The sequence below is a fragment of the Lysinibacillus sphaericus genome (assembly GCF_005217585.1).
Classification (GTDB): Bacteria; Bacillota; Bacilli; order Bacillales_A; family Planococcaceae; genus Lysinibacillus; species Lysinibacillus sphaericus.
Map to the genome: position 1 here is coordinate 795546 of NZ_SZPT01000002.1, position 16195 is coordinate 811740.

At 36.4% G+C, this 16195-nt stretch carries 16 protein-coding genes; 4 read left to right on the top strand and 12 right to left on the bottom strand.

Annotation, left to right across the window (positions count from 1 at the left end; all coding sequences use genetic code 11):
- Positions 1–679 precede the first annotated feature (679 nt).
- Positions 680–1876 (top strand): winged helix-turn-helix domain-containing protein, encoded by a 1197-nt coding sequence (locus FC748_RS09505; RefSeq protein ID WP_108030459.1) that lies wholly within the window; start codon positions 680–682, stop codon positions 1874–1876.
- A 197-nt stretch (positions 1877–2073) separates the two neighbouring features.
- Here FC748_RS09505 and FC748_RS09510 read toward each other — a convergent pair whose 3' ends face one another.
- The 4 genes from FC748_RS09510 to FC748_RS09525 form a co-directional block, all read right to left on the bottom strand.
- Positions 2074–4647: an ABC transporter permease gene (locus tag FC748_RS09510; RefSeq protein WP_108030458.1), complete on the bottom strand. Its 2574-nt coding sequence runs from the start codon at positions 4645–4647 to the stop codon at positions 2074–2076.
- Complete coding sequence (locus FC748_RS09515) at positions 4647–5333, bottom strand: ABC transporter ATP-binding protein (RefSeq protein WP_108030457.1); 687 nt, start codon at positions 5331–5333, stop codon at positions 4647–4649. Before FC748_RS09515 ends, FC748_RS09510 begins: the two co-directional genes overlap by 1 nt.
- A gap of 80 nt (positions 5334–5413) precedes the next feature.
- Positions 5414–6403, bottom strand: coding sequence for a sensor histidine kinase (locus FC748_RS09520; RefSeq protein ID WP_108030456.1), 990 nt, complete (start codon positions 6401–6403; stop codon positions 5414–5416).
- Complete coding sequence (locus tag FC748_RS09525; RefSeq protein WP_108030455.1) at positions 6390–7076, bottom strand: response regulator transcription factor; 687 nt, start codon at positions 7074–7076, stop codon at positions 6390–6392. The genes FC748_RS09520 and FC748_RS09525 overlap by 14 nt, the downstream gene beginning before the upstream one ends.
- A 335-nt stretch (positions 7077–7411) precedes the next feature.
- On the opposite strand from FC748_RS09525, the gene FC748_RS09530 reads away from it, so the two are divergent.
- The 3 genes from FC748_RS09530 (at position 7412) to FC748_RS09540 (ending at position 8450) form a co-directional block, all read left to right on the top strand.
- Entirely contained in the window at positions 7412–7609 is a 198-nt protein-coding gene (locus FC748_RS09530; protein WP_108030454.1) for a DUF6980 family protein, read from the top strand.
- 79 nt (positions 7610–7688) lie between these two features.
- Positions 7689–7883, top strand: a complete 195-nt coding sequence (locus FC748_RS09535; protein WP_108030453.1) for a hypothetical protein — start codon at positions 7689–7691, stop codon at positions 7881–7883.
- 312 nt (positions 7884–8195) lie between these two features.
- A complete protein-coding gene (locus FC748_RS09540) occupies positions 8196–8450 on the top strand; it encodes a hypothetical protein (RefSeq protein ID WP_238600183.1) in 255 nt (84 codons plus the stop codon).
- Positions 8451–8829: 379 nt separating this feature from the next.
- Here the strand turns inward: FC748_RS09540 and FC748_RS09545 are convergent, their stop codons facing one another.
- The 8 genes from FC748_RS09545 to FC748_RS09580 all read right to left on the bottom strand — a co-directional run bounded on the left by FC748_RS09545 (position 8830) and on the right by FC748_RS09580 (position 16195).
- Complete coding sequence (locus tag FC748_RS09545) at positions 8830–10059, bottom strand: glutathionylspermidine synthase family protein (RefSeq protein ID WP_108030452.1); 1230 nt, start codon at positions 10057–10059, stop codon at positions 8830–8832.
- Between the two features lie 8 nt (positions 10060–10067).
- Positions 10068–10352 (bottom strand): hypothetical protein, encoded by a 285-nt coding sequence (locus tag FC748_RS22295; protein WP_244311200.1) that lies wholly within the window; start codon positions 10350–10352, stop codon positions 10068–10070.
- Between the two features lie 188 nt (positions 10353–10540).
- Positions 10541–10939, bottom strand: a complete 399-nt coding sequence (locus FC748_RS09555) for a DUF350 domain-containing protein (protein WP_108030450.1) — start codon at positions 10937–10939, stop codon at positions 10541–10543.
- A gap of 15 nt (positions 10940–10954) precedes the next feature.
- Positions 10955–11287, bottom strand: coding sequence for an aminotransferase yhxA (locus FC748_RS09560; RefSeq protein WP_137102295.1), 333 nt, complete (start codon positions 11285–11287; stop codon positions 10955–10957).
- A gap of 202 nt (positions 11288–11489) precedes the next feature.
- On the bottom strand, positions 11490–12287 hold the full coding sequence (locus FC748_RS09565) for a DUF2705 family protein (protein WP_108030448.1): 798 nt from the start codon (positions 12285–12287) through the stop codon (positions 11490–11492).
- Positions 12288–12332: 45 nt separating this feature from the next.
- Positions 12333–13130 carry an ABC transporter permease subunit gene (locus tag FC748_RS09570; RefSeq protein WP_108030447.1) on the bottom strand — a complete coding sequence of 266 codons (798 nt, stop codon included), beginning with the start codon at positions 13128–13130 and terminating at the stop codon, positions 12333–12335.
- A 6-nt stretch (positions 13131–13136) separates the two neighbouring features.
- Positions 13137–14021, bottom strand: coding sequence for an ABC transporter ATP-binding protein (locus FC748_RS09575; RefSeq protein WP_024363313.1), 885 nt, complete (start codon positions 14019–14021; stop codon positions 13137–13139).
- 986 nt (positions 14022–15007) lie between these two features.
- The gene (locus tag FC748_RS09580; protein ID WP_024363311.1) at positions 15008–16195 is read right to left on the bottom strand and encodes an aminotransferase; all 1188 of its coding nucleotides are present in this window, start codon (positions 16193–16195) and stop codon (positions 15008–15010) included.

Below are 16195 nucleotides of genomic sequence, written 5' to 3' on the forward strand. Positions count from 1 at the left end.
ATAAAAAAGAGATAACTGCTATAGCTCTAAAAAATTCTAATATTTTAATATTAGAATTTAACGATAATGACAAGCATTATAGGCATTGAATGTATCTTATAATTACTTTCCATAATCACCCCTTTAAAATTTTCCTTTTCCAAATCCCCAATTTCGTTCTCAAAAATCTTTATTAAGTAACATCAAACAATAGACTGAACAATGAGAGTTTTAATTTATTTATAAAATAATTGATTTTTCTTTATATTTCAGCAATTTTGTATATTGATTTTTTATTTTTTACAAACGATTTTTACAGCAATTTACTCTATTAAAAATCTATCTTTTTTAGAATTCCATATATAAAATCACATTTCCTATGGTAAAAAACAAAAGGATAGTACATTATTTGGTCTTTTCTCACTCATCCACTAAACGGAACATATGTTTGTTTATTTTCACTGTATTCTGTATAATAAAACAGAAATGGTGCTAAGAGGAGAAGTTTGGAAGTATTAGGGATGATGTTTTAATGGCATTTGCAGTAGCTAGAAGGAACATTGCAAGTATGCCAAATTAGAATAAGCTATTTTGTAAGAAGCATGCTACACTGACTATCCGTAAAAAGATTTCACTTCACGGTTTCGTTTTTTGTTCTCCACTCTCCTGAATTACACTAAAACTAGAAGTAGGTGCATAGATGATTCACTTAACAAACCGCCAGGCACGGCAATTTCTGTTGTTGAAACACGGACTTTTGGACGACTATAAATTTAGCGGGAAACGGGGTGTATTGGACTTTACTCGACAAGTTGGTTGTATTCAATACGACCCCATCGATGTTTGCGGAAAGAATGCCGAATTGGTGTTGCAGTCCCGAATCAAAGAATTTACTAAAGGAATGCTCGCCGATTTGCTGTATGAGGAAAGAAGCCTTGTCGATTATCCCGACAAGAACCTCGCTATTATCCCTGTTGAAGACTGGCCGTATTTTGAACGCTATAGGGAAGCCGCCCGACAACATGCCAAACGCTATCCCGAAATGGAAGCGTTGACAACGCTAGTACGGGCTCATATCCAAAATCATGGTGCACTAAGTTCAGATGATTTAAAATTGGATGGAGATTTCTCTTGGCAATCAGCCATTCACTGGAGTAGCGGAAACAATCCATCTCGCTCAGTACTGGAACAGATGTATTCAACGGGGGAGTTGATTATCCATCATAAAAAGGGCAGCCGTAAATATTACGATTTAGCCAAGAAGTACATACAGCCGAATCTGCTGACTGCATCAGAGCCCCTAGTTGATGAACTTGCGCATTATAAGTGGCGGGTACTACGTCGAATCGGCTCGGTCGGTCTCTTATGGAATCGTGCGTCAGATGCATGGTTGAATATTTGGGGGTTGAAAGCAGCACAACGCAAAGAGGTTTTTAGCCAGCTATTGCAGGAAGATCGTATTGTTGCCGTTACTGTGGATCAAATGAAGGATATGCTGTATTGCCTTGCGGAGGATTTACCGCTTATTGAAGTGGTTTTGCAAAATCCAGAACCAAAATGGCGTTGCGAGCTGATTGCGCCGCTCGATAATTTCCTTTGGGACAGAAAACTAATTACCGCATTGTTTAACTTTGATTATACGTGGGAGATATACACACCTGTAAGCAAACGAAAATTCGGCTACTATGTGCTCCCCCTCGTATATGGCGAACGCTTCATTGGACGAGTTGAGATTATCGCGGAGAGAAAAACTGGCACACTCGTTGTTAAAAACATCTGGTACGAGAACGGTGTGAAGCAAACAACTCAATTGCGTACAGCTTTGAACAATTGTCTCACAAAATTTGCTCACTTCAACGGGTGTGAGACCATGTCAGTAGAATATTTGAACGAATAGCCATAATTTTGTGCAGTATAGGAACCATAGTTTATGTGCAACCATTCTCATCGTTGCCAATTGCCATTTTCACCATAGTCTCTCCCCTACTATTAGACAACAAATTGTTACAGAGTCGGATTTCCAAAGTAAAAACGGCGGTTCTGAAAGATTCAAAACTGCCGTTTAGGTCTATTGCTATTCGCTACATTTAAAAATTAATTCATATCATCACGCAGTGCATCGACGATATTTTCTTTTTTAATCATGCGAAGTGCGTACATTGTTGTAATAAATATAACAAGGAATACCCCCAGTACACTAATGCCCATACTGCTCCAAGGGAATGTGAATGCGACTTCCGCTCCACCGATAAACATCCCTTTATAGATTAGCCAAGCTAAAATACCTGAAATAGGGAGTCCAAATAGTAATGTTTGGAACCCATAAAGAACACATTCAAAGCGCATCATCTTATTGAAATCACGATTGGACATACCAACTGAGCGAAGCATTGCAAGCTCTCGTCTACGTAATCGAATATTCGTAGAAATGGTGTTAAACACATTGGCGATTGCAATAAGTGACATCATTATGACGAAAACAATGGTGAACAAATCAATGATGAAGATAATATTGCGGTTCTGGTCAAATATTTCATTGGCATTGTATATCGAATATTCGTATAAGGTTTCTTCCGATTCGATTATTTTTTTCAGTTCATCAACTGACTGCGATGCATCCTTTGATAGGAACGTTAAGCCCCAATCCATCGGAACATCAGCTAGTGCCCATGTATCGATTAATTGATATGGTGCAACAATCATAAACGTGTACGGTCTTACTTCAGACGGTAACTTTGGTAATGGATCGACAGGATACGTATCGACAAATGTAATCGTTACATTTCGCTCTTCATTTAAGATTGCGCTAGTATTTACGTTTGGTGTAATAACTAAATTCATCGACTGTTTTGTAAACATATCTATTATGTTGTCTTTTTCCGATGCAGTAGCCGTTTTATTTTTCACTTTGGCAACGGCAATGACTTTCGCATTTTCCCCTGTATATTCAGCTATATCTAAACCTAAGCTTTTAATAAAATCTAGGTAAACACTATCCTCTAAAAACTGCATGTCTAGCGGTACATCAATCGTCTTATCGAGCTCACCATAACCTGCTGCTTGACGGTAGTCTGCTGAGAAATCATGTAAGTTAATTTTACTTGTATATTCCATCATGGATTGATAAGAGCCTTTATAAACCCCATCTACATTTTGTAGTTTGTCAAATAGCTGAAATGAATCGTTTTCTTTCATGTTCTCACTAAAGAACATAATATCGTAATCCGTATTGACAACGGATGACTTTGCAGCCTGTTGGAGCGTTGTTTTAAATGCGCTAGACGATACAAACATAACTACACTTAATAGAAGTGATAGGACGATACTGCGATATCGTCTTTTGTTTCGTTTAAAGTTTTTAAGCGCAAGTGTGCGTTCTAAGCCGTAAATACGCTCCATCCATTTAGGCGTATTAATGGCTTTTGATTCCACTTTAATTTCATTTGTTTGACGAATACAAGCCATAACTGGAGTATTAGCAGCTTTGCGTGCTGGGATATAAGCTGAAATTAAAATGGTCATCAAACTAATAACGACTGTGACGATTATGATAGGTATCGAAACGGTCAAAGTTAATGGTACATTATCATAGGCGATATTTTCGAAATTTTTCGACACAAGAGAAAGAACACCTTTGATACTTGGGATGCCAACTAGCACACCGATTGGTATACCAATAGCGCCAATACAAAGTCCTTCAAATAATACAGAATTTCGCAATTGTTTTGCCGTTGCACCTACTGACATCAAAATTCCATATTGTCGCATACGTTCGTTTAACGAAATGGAAAAGGCATTGTATATAAGGAAAACTGAACCGAGCATAATTAAGGCAACTAAAATGCCACCAATTGAGTAGAGTAGACGATTAAATAGTTTATCATTTGACAGACCCATAAATCGTAACACGTTGTCATTTGTAACAAATTGATGTTCCGTTGCGAATTCATCTGCATAATCATGTACTTTACGAGGACTTTTCATTTTAATAAAGGTACTAAAGCTACTCGCTTTTTTCATAGCATCAGTTGTTGTAATTAATGTATAACCAGGTGCCTTTACCTCTTCGAATCCAGGTCGTTTGAATGTCCCAACGACTGTGTAGTTTTTCTGACGCTCAGCTACAAAGCTTTCTGGATTAGTTGAAAGGTAAGGGTCATATTGTGAGAGCTGTTTATCATTGCTTATACGTCTTCCAACATTCAATGCAAGGGTATTACCTACAGAAATCGTCACGCCCCCATTTTCCTTAAGGTGCGAAGGAATGAGAATTTCCGTGTTATTTTTAGGGTATCGACCAGAAGTAAGTGTTATTGGTAAATGGGCATACGTGTCTTGGTCAAAGCCAGCAATAAAGAGATACGGCTTGTTGACGTTTTTACCTCCCTCCAGTTTGGCATAACCAATGTTTTCAAAGGTAATGGTGTTGGCTATTCGTTTATCTTCATTTTGTTGTTCGATAAATGTAGCGTCAACATCAGAAAATCCAACGTGCCAATCGCCATATTTTATTATCGAGCCATTAATCATATAGTTTTGTAGGGAGGTCGCAAAGGTCGTAACGCCTGTAATCATCGCTGCAGATAAAATAACGCCAATAATGGTCACAATCGTTCGCGTGCGGTTTTTTAGTAAACTTTGCAAGGCGACTTTATTGAAAATATTCATTATCTTGCCACCCGTTTCTCATCTCGAATAACTTTGCCGTCAGACATGGAAATAATCCGATCCGCTTGTAAGGCGATATTTTCATCGTGCGTGACTACAATCAGCGTTTGCTGATATTTTTCGTGGCTGGATTTTAACAAACGCATAATTTCATGCCCATTTTTGCTATCTAAACTACCTGTAGGTTCGTCAGCTAACATCACGGCTGGCGCGTTCATCAGTGCACGTCCAATCGCAACGCGTTGCTGCTGACCACCTGATAGTTGATTTGGTAAATGGGTTTTTCGGTCTTCGAGGCCAAGTAAGTTTAATAAGTCCATTAATCGTTCTTCATTCACTTTACGTCGATCCATCAAAATCGGTAATGTCATATTTTCTACGACATTTAATGTAGGAATAAGGTTATGAAATTGATAAATCAGACCAACTTCTCGACGACGGAAAATTGCCAGTTTTTCATGATTTTGAGCATATACATCTTGTCCGTTCAAGTAAATTTTTCCGCTTGTCGGTACATCTACGCCAGCAATTGCATGTAGTAATGTCGATTTACCTGAGCCGGATGAACCGATAATGGCAGTAAATTCCCCTTTTTCTATCGTAAGTGAAACATTGTCCAATGCTGTCACTTGATTTTCACCTTGCCCATATGTTTTGCATAAGTTTTCAATTTTTAAAAACTCCATTATGTGAGCCTCCTTTTGTGCTGTACCCTTATAATAGAATTTTTAACTTACATCCTCGTGACTCTAAAGTGAGAGATTCGTCACTTTGGGAAACGAATAGAAAAAATTGCGCCACCTTGCGGATGATTTTTGGCACAAATAGTTCCCCCTTGGCGCGTAATAATGGTTTTGCAAAGCGCTAGGCCAATGCCATATCCTGTCGTGCTCGTATTTTTCCCACGGTAAAATCGTTCAAATAAGTAGGGCACATCTTCTTTTTTAAAACCTGGTCCACTATCATGCAAGGTGATTTCTGTATACAGTATATTTTCCTGACAAACTATTTGAATCGTCCCGTTATTGCCTATACTCTCTATGCAATTTTTTAAAATGTTTTGAATGGCCTCTGAAAGCCAACCGAAATCTCCATGAATAACTAGTCTGTCCGCTATATTCACTTGAGGTGTAATATTATGTAAATCCATCGACATAAGAAATGGATGGAGCGAATCCTTTATTAAGGTTATGACATCCAATGGTTTCATTTTGAAATTTACAATATCTGCATCTAAACGTGATAATTTTAACAGAGAGGTTAATAGCCAATCCATTTGTACAAATAATTTTTGTATATCCCATAGCAACGTTTTACGCTCATGTTCCTCTGGATTGTTTTTCAGTAAAGATACAATCAAATTCGCTGAAGTTAGTGGTGTACGGAGTTGGTGTGCAATATCGGCTAGTGAATCAGCTAGATAGAGTTTCTCTTTTTTCAGTGCTTCATTTTGTTCTCGTATGCGAAGCGTCATTTTAGTGATTTCATTTTGTAAAATAGACAGTTCGCCTTCTTCTGCATTACTAATAAACAAATGATCTGTATTATGCAGCACTAAATTTATTTGCTCTGAAATTTGTGTAATCCTTTGATAATGCGCTTTTGTAAATAGGAAAAATAAGGTACCAAACGCAACACAAGTAGAAAGAATTAATAGGCCAGCTATGGGCTGAATAGTAAAACCTAAAATGGCGGTAATGATTGTGATGCCGGTAAATAAAAGTGTAAATTGCCGAATCTCCCTATTCCGCAACATGGCTAGCTCCTAGGCGATATCCTGTACCACGAACCGTTAAAATGTATCGCGGGTTGCCAGGATCTGTCTCAATTTTTTCTCTTAGGCGTTTTATATAGACGGTTAGGGTATTGTTCGTTACGAACTCGCCCGATGCATCCCATAATTCGTCCAATAGCCTGTCGCGCGTGATAATACTTTTAGGGTTATTTATAAACACTAATAGTAATCGGTATTCAAGCGCAGAAAGAAAAACTTCTTGCCCATCCTTTTTGACAACGCCAGTCGTTGGATCAACATGAAGGTCCCCCATTTCAAAGACAACTGGAGAATGGCCGTTTTTTCGTAATGCTGTTCCAATTCGAGCAATCAATTCGCGTGGACGAAAAGGTTTAGTCACATAGTCATCAGCCCCTATGTTCAGCCCCGTAACGACACTGGCTTCATCGCCAGAAGCTGTTAGAAAGATTACTGGAATGTTCTGAGTTTGCTTGATTTCCGTGCAGACTGCAAAGCCGTTGCCATCAGGAAGGGAAATATCAAGCAATGCCAAGTCATATTTCTGCGCAGCAAGCATAAGTATGGCTTCTTTTTGCGTCGCAGCATGGGTGATGGTAAATCCTTCAGAGCGGAGTAAAAAAGCGAGGTTTTTCGCAATTTCCAAATCGTCTTCAACTAAAAATATATGTTTCATTTATTATCACCAACCTTTATTAGCATATTTTATATTTTTAATATACTGATTTTCTGTTTCAATCGGACCATAATCCATACTTCAACACCTCTGAAATTGATTTCAAGAGAAATCATACCATGTATCTCAATGAATCCGTACAGACTATAAAGTTTTTGCATAAAAATTAGCTGTGGTACCTGTCACACACTTTTCATGGATTACGTCGCACTTATGCAACGTTTCGATTAAAATAGACAATGATTGGAACTGTGAAGTGTTGAAACGAACCTATCCAATAAAGGCGCCAAGTGTGCCGAAATCGGGTCCGTTTACTTTAGGAAAAGAGGTTGAATATGACGAAACATCATTGTTGTGAGTATATGGATTACCATGCAAATTTCAAATGTGATATGCATATTGATCCATTTGATTGTCCTGACAAAATAATCATTTTTTCGGATAAAGATAATGAATACGGTTTGATTATTCATGATGGCGGTTCTTCAAGTATAGCAATTGAATTCTGTCCATGGTGTGGTTCTAAATTATAGTTAGTTGTTGGTGCATGTGTTTATCGAATACATGAATAGTAGAATCAGATACTGAAATTGTATTGAGGGAGAGTTATAAATGAAAAAAATTAGAGCAATATATATTGGCGATGTCAGATTTGACCAATGTCCAGTTTTTGAACTTAATGTTGAAACAAATTATTTTGAAATGCTGATTGACAAAGAGTTTAGATATGAAAAAGAAGTTGTAGAAGAAGATCATGATTTTTTAGTTTTTGAAATAGAAAACGATGTCGCAACATTGATTAAATAAAATTATGGCATTTCACAATGGTGAATAAAATTTTCTAAAAAAATTGCGAATATAAATATGAATAATCTATACTTGCACTCGAATCTAGCATGTTTAACTAACAAGTTTTGATTGCGGTTTTGGACTTCCTCACGTCTTGTAAATATTAGATGTTTGGGGTAGTTACCAACGTAAATATAAAAACCAATATTCTTTATATTAAGTAAATAATGTTACATTTAAATCATAAGTAATTGAATACTATGCATGAAGGTGCTCCACACACAAGCCTGCTTAATTAATAAGCTTATTGATTTAAAGGGGGTTACATTTTTGAACAAAAATATATTAGGCGTTTTATCAGTTTTGACAGTAGCAATAAGTATCATTTTTTTCTTTATCATCAGAGGACCTAACGCAAACTTAATTTTGGGTATAAATGTGTTTACAGTGCTTTCTGTACTAGGCATTCTCTTTGCTATCTTATCTAAAAAACTATGGTTTATTATTACAGGCATCTTGTTAAATGATGCCGTGTTAGTATTTGTTTATTTTCTGTTGCTGGCAGTAGGAATTAGTGAACCATAAAAAATACGTCAAGAAAATGGCATGATTGTTGTATATCCTCTTTCCTGATTCGGCTAACGTGTGCTTAAATTTTAAGGATTTATAACATTTACATAAATAAACCTACTAACGTTCCCAAATACTGTTACGTTAGTAGGTTTATAATGAATATAAAATGGTCTTAGGAGTTACTTATTTATATCTTTCAAATTGGAATAAAGCTAAAGACGATTTGCGTTCAAGAGTGGATTTTCAGTTCATTTATAATAGATGTGCGCATGACCGACTGGCAGAGCCGTCATGACTTTGATACTCTCTATTGTCGCTAGCTTAGGAGAACTTCCATTGAATTCAACTCACACTACATTAAGTGCATTCCTTCCTCTTCTTTTAAAATCGTTCAGAACCCAAACTTCCCTCTTTTTATTCCAATTGGCAAGTAATACGATAAATTGTTTGTAATCATTCCACCTATGCGTAAACCAATTGCACTTGGCTTTCCGCTAATTAAAAAGCTACCAACCAATATTTCTCCTGTTTGTTTGCCTTTTTCACTGTGAAATGTTGTTTTTGGTTGCTCGATATATTGCTGATACACCTTTGTATAGTGATGATAAGATTTTTGTGCATCCGCCTTTAGTAAATGTCCATCTGCTTCATAAATCTCTATCGTATCCCCTTCACGACCAAATACAGGTTTTTTTACATAGCGCAGCCCTTTGTCAATAAACGGGCTTTCTTCTAAATAGGTAGGTAACAAATAATCGGCAATCCACTCGTGCTCTTCAGCAGAAAAAAATTCATTTCCTTCCTCGTGCAAGCCCCAAATGACAGCTTGTACCGCTTTGTTTTGTAGTAAAAAAGCAGAGGGTGGGTTGATAATCGTTAACAAATTTTGTTCAACTAACTCTAATAGCCACAAGCCGATTTTATTTTGTGCTTCATCCTCGTCTAGAATTAAATTTTCAATCGGAAACGTTTGACGATACAGGACATCGATTTGCTTCCCGTCCTCATCAAATAACCCGACACCTCTTTGAATTTGTAATTGATGCAACGGCGTAAATTTGGCTCCAGATATAAATTGCATTAAGTAAAGCGTTGTATAGTAGTCTTCTATATTTTGTTCATGCGCAGTAAAGACGATATGTGTTTTTTGAGAACATTTATTTTGTTTAACGCTTTCTTGAATCAAATCTTTTAAAACCTGCTCCGCTTCAGCATTTGGATTTTCCATTGCAAATGCATGACAAATGCGTTCGTTGACAAAAAATAATTCCTTAATAAACGTCGGTGTATCTGCATTCATTTCAATACATTTATAGCTACCGTTATGTGGAATAAAGTCAAAGCGCGCAATTACGCTTTCAACCTCCATCGTTTTTAAACGAAGAAAATGGAGCGTTTCTTCCGGATAACCCATTTCAAGTAATGTCTCATTGGATACGTTGCGTAATAAATGAGCCGTTTTAAAAAAAATTTTACCCGTTCGTTCCGTTGCTAACCGAATCTTTTCAACTTCTTCCTCTGTTATTTCATACATATCATAAAGGGCATATTCCTCGTCATATAAATCGGCCCAAAACTGTTCAAATTGCGTATAAAACTGCTGGCGCTCGCTTTTATTCATGAAACCATTCAGCTCACTTTCAATTCCGTTACATAAATCACATAAACGCCACGGTCCTCGTCAATTTCAGTAGAAGTAACAAGCATTTGTCCGATATTCGGAATATCTACAACATTCTTTAATAAGTAGCGAATAACTTCAGTATGTGTCTCACAAGGGATACGTAAGAGCAATCGATAATTTTCATGTTCATTTGGATTTCTAAATTCGATATGGATGCCTTGTTCACGGAAGCTTCTCTCATCCTCACCTGATAAATTACGGCCCATCTCTCTTAATACAAGTACTTCCACATTCCCTTCCATCTCATTCGATATAAGCTCATATTGTATACCTTGCATGATAAAATATGTACAAAGCTGTCGCGCATAAAATTCATCTAGGCCAACATTGGGTTCCATATATTCAAAAAACGGCTCAAAATATCCATTTCCTTTATCAATATAATAAATTAACTCCTTCAGAGCTACCCCTCCTCAAACTAATATGATAAACATTTCGCAACAATCCAACCAACTGCTAATGATAACGATAATAACATTGTTCCAACTGCTCGATTGTCTTCTTCAATCGCTTTTTGAATGCTAAAACGAATCGTTATTAGTTCTGCTATGAAAAACACAACGACTTGCGCTACAATGCCGATTGCACCCCAGATAACCATATCAAATAAAGAAATCGAATACTCTACAGCCGCCCCTAATACGATGGCTAAGCCGATTACTTTACCACCTAATAGCATCGCAGCACTTACATTTTTTTGCGCGATTAATTGGAACTCTTTAATTTTTGGTGTACTTAGCGTAAATAGCAACATACCGATTACTAATAAACTAATGGATACACCTAGATATGATAAAAAATTTAAATACACATTCATATTTTTCGCCCTCTCTTATCCTCCGAAACTTTTTAATCCACTGCCAAACCCTGAGCTGGATCGCCCTGCTTTAGAGCTGGTACTGCTTTTATAATTTTTGTAGTCGCTGCTACTCTTTAACGCTGACTTGGTATTATAATAGCTTCCCCCGTAATAGTAGGCTCCATAATGCCCTGAACGACTTTCATCACATTGCCATACGCCCTCTTCCACTGACCAATCCCAGTCATTACAGCTTTCATCTGTTGGCTTTGATGGTAAGCTACTTGTTGATGTGTCACAACCAGCTAAGCTTAACGTTAAGGCTGTTGCTGATATACCAACCATCATTTTTTTCGTTTTCTCCATTTCTATGAGCCTCCATTTCCTTTCCTACTTTAACGTACGAAAAAAGAACGAAAAAAGATTCAAAAAATTTAACATCGTATAAATCTTGGAAAAAAAGTGAAACTGCAATCATCGGAAAATTCACTAGTATAGGTTTTTTTGCAATGTTAACTATCTTTGTGATTTTTCCCATGAAAAAAGACCGCAAATGATGGTCTTTTAACTAAACATTCAAATCTCTTTTTTTATAATAAACATAGGTTATGACCAAAAATGATAGAATCAATATTAGGGAGATTACGACAAAGCTTACATCTAGCCCACCGCCATACATTACATTTTTCGCTTCAAAATATTTAAATGGTGTAAAATATCTTATTCCTTTTATACTCTCATTCAGATCAATAATCATTGATAACATATACATAAGTAAGAGAATTCCAGTAGCCACTGATGCAGCCGTTTTTGGTTTCTTCTTTACAGCAGCAATGGCACTGCCAATAACCATAAACAAAACCTGCAAAATGAACATTGCTACCATTAAGATTGCAATTTCACTATTCACCGCTTCGCCATCGCTGTATTTCCCTAAAAGAATAATAGACGAAACGAATGTTGCGAGATTGAAGATCACAATATTTATCAACGCAGCCAATAGCTTGGCTGTAATAACTTTACTTCTAGATACTGGTTTAACGAATAAAAACTCAGATGTTTTATCTCGCTCTTCTTTGGCAATAATGGTCGCTCCGAGCATGACTGCATGAATAGTTGCCATTAACACTAAATAGAGAAAAAGCATACCATAGTAGCCGCTAGCTTTCGTTAAATCCAAATCATTGAAACCTAATACAGCCCGTAGCGATTTTGGCATATCTGCCATCAATTTATTTATCGATTGGCCCGATGACGAATACGCTTCATATTTAGTCATTCCTGATGCCACCATCAGGAAAACACCGATGCTCCAAAATATGAGTGATTTTCGATGAGACTTCAATTCTTTTAAAAATATATTCATTACCGAACCCCTCCATTTCGCTTTCTACAAGTAAAGCTAACATTTTTAAACCGCATGGATATCCTTCTTACTATAGACAACATAACTAGTTGCGATTGCAAGAATAATAATCACTGCACCAGCAATTAAAAATGTTGTTTCATAGCTGGAATGCTTTATGATATAAGCGGTGTCGAAGTATTTAAACGGCGAAAAATAACGTTTCACTTCATCACCAGTCGTATCGCTGAACATTCCGACAAAGTAGAAAGCAAAGACGGTAGCAAGTGAGACGGTCAGCACAGATTTAATCTTTTGGACAATAACGGAAATGATTATTCCTAAGGATAGGAATATCAGCTGAATAAAGAATATTGTAAGTGAAAGCAGCAAGAAAATTTTTAAGCTAAAATCATCAGTCTGAACTTGTAATGCCACAAAGCTAGCGGCAGCGAAATAAAAGATATTCGTCACGACAATCGAAACGAAGGCTGCTAATAATTTAGCTGTCAAGATTTCTGTACGGGTAACAGGCTTCGTTAGCAAAAAGTCCGCTGTTTTTTCACGGACTTCCTTATTGATAATGGACGTGCCGAGATTCATCGCCTGGATTGCTGCGCAAAGAGTAATAAACGATAACGGGAAACTATAGAATCCTAAAATAGTAAAAAAATTTTCTTGATTAAACCCCATTGCATTTCTGATCGCCTCTGGATAGTTTTCAACGATTTTCATAAAACCCTTTGCATCTTCAGCAAATGTAGAATACATTGACATAAAAATAATCATAATGGCAATTAACGATAGCGACCAAATAATTGTAGACTTTCGATACGTTTTCAATTCATGTATAAAAATATTCATTAATGCTTAGACCTCCTTCTCATAATAATGTAAAAAGATCTCCTCAAGGTCTGGTTCTTCAATCCACAAATTCGTAATTTCAATGTCAGCGATTTTTTTCATCACAGTATTAATATTACCTTTAAATAAAAAGCTAGTTACGTTATTGTGAATATCTAATTTATTGACCCCATCGATTTGGAAGTAATTTTTGTCTAGGGGTGCATCCGTCTCAACTTTAAACTTTTTATAGTTATTCTCTTGTAACGTACTAATCTTTTCTACCGTTACAATTTTACCTTCTTTAATGATGGCAACACGATTACATAATCTTTGAACCTCACTGAGGATGTGGGACGAAAATAAGATCGTAGCACCTTTTTTATTCTCTTCCTCTAATAGTTCAAAGAATTTTTGTTGCATTAATGGGTCAAGCCCGCTTGTTGGTTCATCTAAAATAATGAGTTTCGGCTCATGGAGGAGCCCTTGAACAATCCCGACCTTCTTCTTATTTCCTAAAGATAGGTCATCAATTTTTTTATTCAGATCCAAGTCCATCATTTTTGCTAACTCTTTCATTCTCTTACTGCAATCTTTTTTATAAAAGCTAGCTGAGTATTTTAATAGGTCCTTTACTTTCATATTGTCATAGTAAAAGATTTCTGATGGTAAATAGCCGATCTCCTTTTTTATTTCGGGTGCAAATTGAATGCAGTCCTTGCCAAAAATCGTGGCGCTGCCGCTCGTTGGGTAAATAAGCGATAATAATGTGCGAATTGTTGTCGACTTTCCAGCACCATTAGGTCCAATAAATCCGAAAATTTCACCCTGTTCAACGTTAAAACTAACATCAGCTATTCCCCTTGCTTTGCCGTAAGTCTTCGTTAGATTTTTAATTTCTATTACGTTCATTGATAATACCTCCCTTTTTCTTCTCAAACAGTTTCGCAAAATGACTAATAGGATTGGATTACTGTCTTATTCGTAAGTCAGCTCACAGTCAACAACGATATTTCTCTTTTCACTTTATATATACATACATTAGTATTTTTGTAAATTACAACTTGCAACATTCATTTTCTCTAAATGGAATCTATAATAAAAGGGGTGTTAATATGAATAAAAGACTTTTGTTTTTAAGGTTGAGGTAAAATAAAAATTACAACTACTAATTTTAAGTATTTGCTGTTAGGGAGAGGTCACGAGGTAGCTCTTTATATAGGGGTGCTGTTGAAGTAAGCTTACTGTTAAGCCTAGAAGCTTGTTCTCTAAAATCATAAAAAAGTCAGATCACTGTGACTATCCTAGCTTTTTGTGAAATGACCTTTATTAGTAAGGTTCACCTTCTACTTTTATTACTTAAAGGTATATACTGATTTTCCACATTAGGGGGTAAATTCGTGAAATTGAAATGCAAGTGTTTGCTATCTATCGTCTTATGTTTGAGTATATTGAGTGGATGTAGTAATGAGAATCGTTCTAACGGGACATACGTTTCTTTTGCTAGAAAAGAAAATTTATCAGACGCGTTACGAAAATCGTTATTCGAACAATTAAAAGAAAATGATATAGAATATATAATAGATACTGAAGGTTCCGTGTATGTAAGTGAAAAAGATATCAATAAAGCTGTTTCGTGTTGTTCATAATATAACAAAACTTGCTATACGTCGTTAGGCTATGGAACAGTTATCAACGACACCGTCAAAGAGAGTTACATCCATTAATGGATGTCCTCACACTTTTGCAATGATTCTAATAAATAATGGGCAAAACGTAAACAACATTGCTGAACGATTAGGTATAGCTCAGCAATGTTGTTTAATTTTACGGACTTGTAATGAGAGCGTTAGAGAAGCAATCAATAGAAGTGTGTAGCATCATTTATTTTATTAATATTAAATCTGGGGATTGTGATTTTCAAGATTATTAACAAATCGCTGAATACGTTTCATCGCTTCTTGTAGTTGTTCCATAGAAGCAGCGTAGGAGCAACGAATATTTCCTTCACCGCTTTCACCGAAAACATCTCCTGGAACAACAGCAACTTTTTCAGTTAATAACAACTGCTCTGCGAATGCTTGAGAACTTAGTCCTGTTGACGCAATGGATGGAAATGCATAGAATGCTCCGCCCGGATAATGACAACTTAACCCCATATCATTAAAAGATTTAACGATAAAATTACGACGTTGGCGATAAATGTTTCTCATATCCTCTATATTGGATCTGCCATGTTTTAGTCCTTCTAGCGCTGCATATTGGGCCATCGTTGGAGCACACATAATAGTGTATTGATGAATTTTTAACATGCCCTGTGATATTTCTTCAGGAGCACAAACAAATCCTAAGCGCCATCCTGTCATCGCAAATGCCTTTGAAAAACCGTTAAATAAGATCGTTCGCTTGTGCATTCCTTCTATAGAGGCAATGCTCGTATAGTTTTCATCATAAACAAGTTCTGCGTAAATTTCATCAGAAAGTACAAGCAAATCATGTTGTTCACAAAGTTCAGCAATCTTCTCTAATTCTGTTTTATTAAGCAAAGAACCAGTAGGATTATTAGGAGAACAAATCATAATCGCTTTGGTCTTTTTTGTAATAGCTGCTTCTAATTGATGCGGAAGAATTTTAAATTCATTTTCTTTTAATGCTTGCACAGTAACAGGTACGCCTCCAGCCATCGTTACGAGTGGAGCATACGAGACAAAACAAGGCTCCACAACAATGACTTCATCACCTGGATCTAGTATTGCTCTTAAAGCTATATCTATTGCTTGGCTAGCACCCACAGTCACAATAATTTCTGATTGCGGAGCATAAGTAACTGAAAAGTATTTTTTCATATATAAAGCAATCTCTTCTCTTAGTTCAAGTAGTCCAGCATTTGCTGTATAAGAAGTATAGCCTTGTTCTAACGATGAAATTGCAGCTTCTCTGACATGCCAAGGTGTGACAAAGTCTGGTTCTCCTACGCCAAGAGAAATAACACCTTCCATTTTTGTAGCCAAGTCAAAAAAGTGGCGTATACCAGAAGGCTTTAATTGTTCTACAGCGTTTGCTAAATAAGATTTTGTTTCGATCAT

Bases quoted from the DNA above. Each gene is read 5' to 3' on its own strand.
- FC748_RS09555 (WP_108030450.1), bottom strand. From the start codon at position 10,939: ATGAATGTGTATTTAAATTTTTTATCATATCTAGGTGTATCCATTAGT.
- FC748_RS09545 (WP_108030452.1), bottom strand. From the start codon at position 10,059: ATGAATAAAAGCGAGCGCCAGCAGTTTTATACGCAATTTGAACAGTTT.
- FC748_RS09530 (WP_108030454.1), top strand. From the start codon at position 7,412: ATGACGAAACATCATTGTTGTGAGTATATGGATTACCATGCAAATTTC.
- FC748_RS09520 (WP_108030456.1), bottom strand. From the start codon at position 6,403: ATGTTGCGGAATAGGGAGATTCGGCAATTTACACTTTTATTTACCGGC.
- FC748_RS09505 (WP_108030459.1), top strand. From the start codon at position 680: ATGATTCACTTAACAAACCGCCAGGCACGGCAATTTCTGTTGTTGAAA.
- FC748_RS09510 (WP_108030458.1), bottom strand. From the start codon at position 4,647: ATGAATATTTTCAATAAAGTCGCCTTGCAAAGTTTACTAAAAAACCGC.
- FC748_RS09515 (WP_108030457.1), bottom strand. From the start codon at position 5,333: ATGGAGTTTTTAAAAATTGAAAACTTATGCAAAACATATGGGCAAGGT.
- FC748_RS09565 (WP_108030448.1), bottom strand. From the start codon at position 12,287: ATGAATATATTTTTAAAAGAATTGAAGTCTCATCGAAAATCACTCATA.
- FC748_RS09560 (WP_137102295.1), bottom strand. From the start codon at position 11,287: ATGGAGAAAACGAAAAAAATGATGGTTGGTATATCAGCAACAGCCTTA.
- FC748_RS09525 (WP_108030455.1), bottom strand. From the start codon at position 7,076: ATGAAACATATATTTTTAGTTGAAGACGATTTGGAAATTGCGAAAAAC.
- FC748_RS09575 (WP_024363313.1), bottom strand. From the start codon at position 14,021: ATGAACGTAATAGAAATTAAAAATCTAACGAAGACTTACGGCAAAGCA.
- FC748_RS09570 (WP_108030447.1), bottom strand. From the start codon at position 13,130: ATGAATATTTTTATACATGAATTGAAAACGTATCGAAAGTCTACAATT.
- FC748_RS09535 (WP_108030453.1), top strand. From the start codon at position 7,689: ATGAAAAAAATTAGAGCAATATATATTGGCGATGTCAGATTTGACCAA.
- FC748_RS09580 (WP_024363311.1), bottom strand. From the start codon at position 16,195: ATGATCGAAACAAAATCTTATTTAGCAAACGCTGTAGAACAATTAAAG.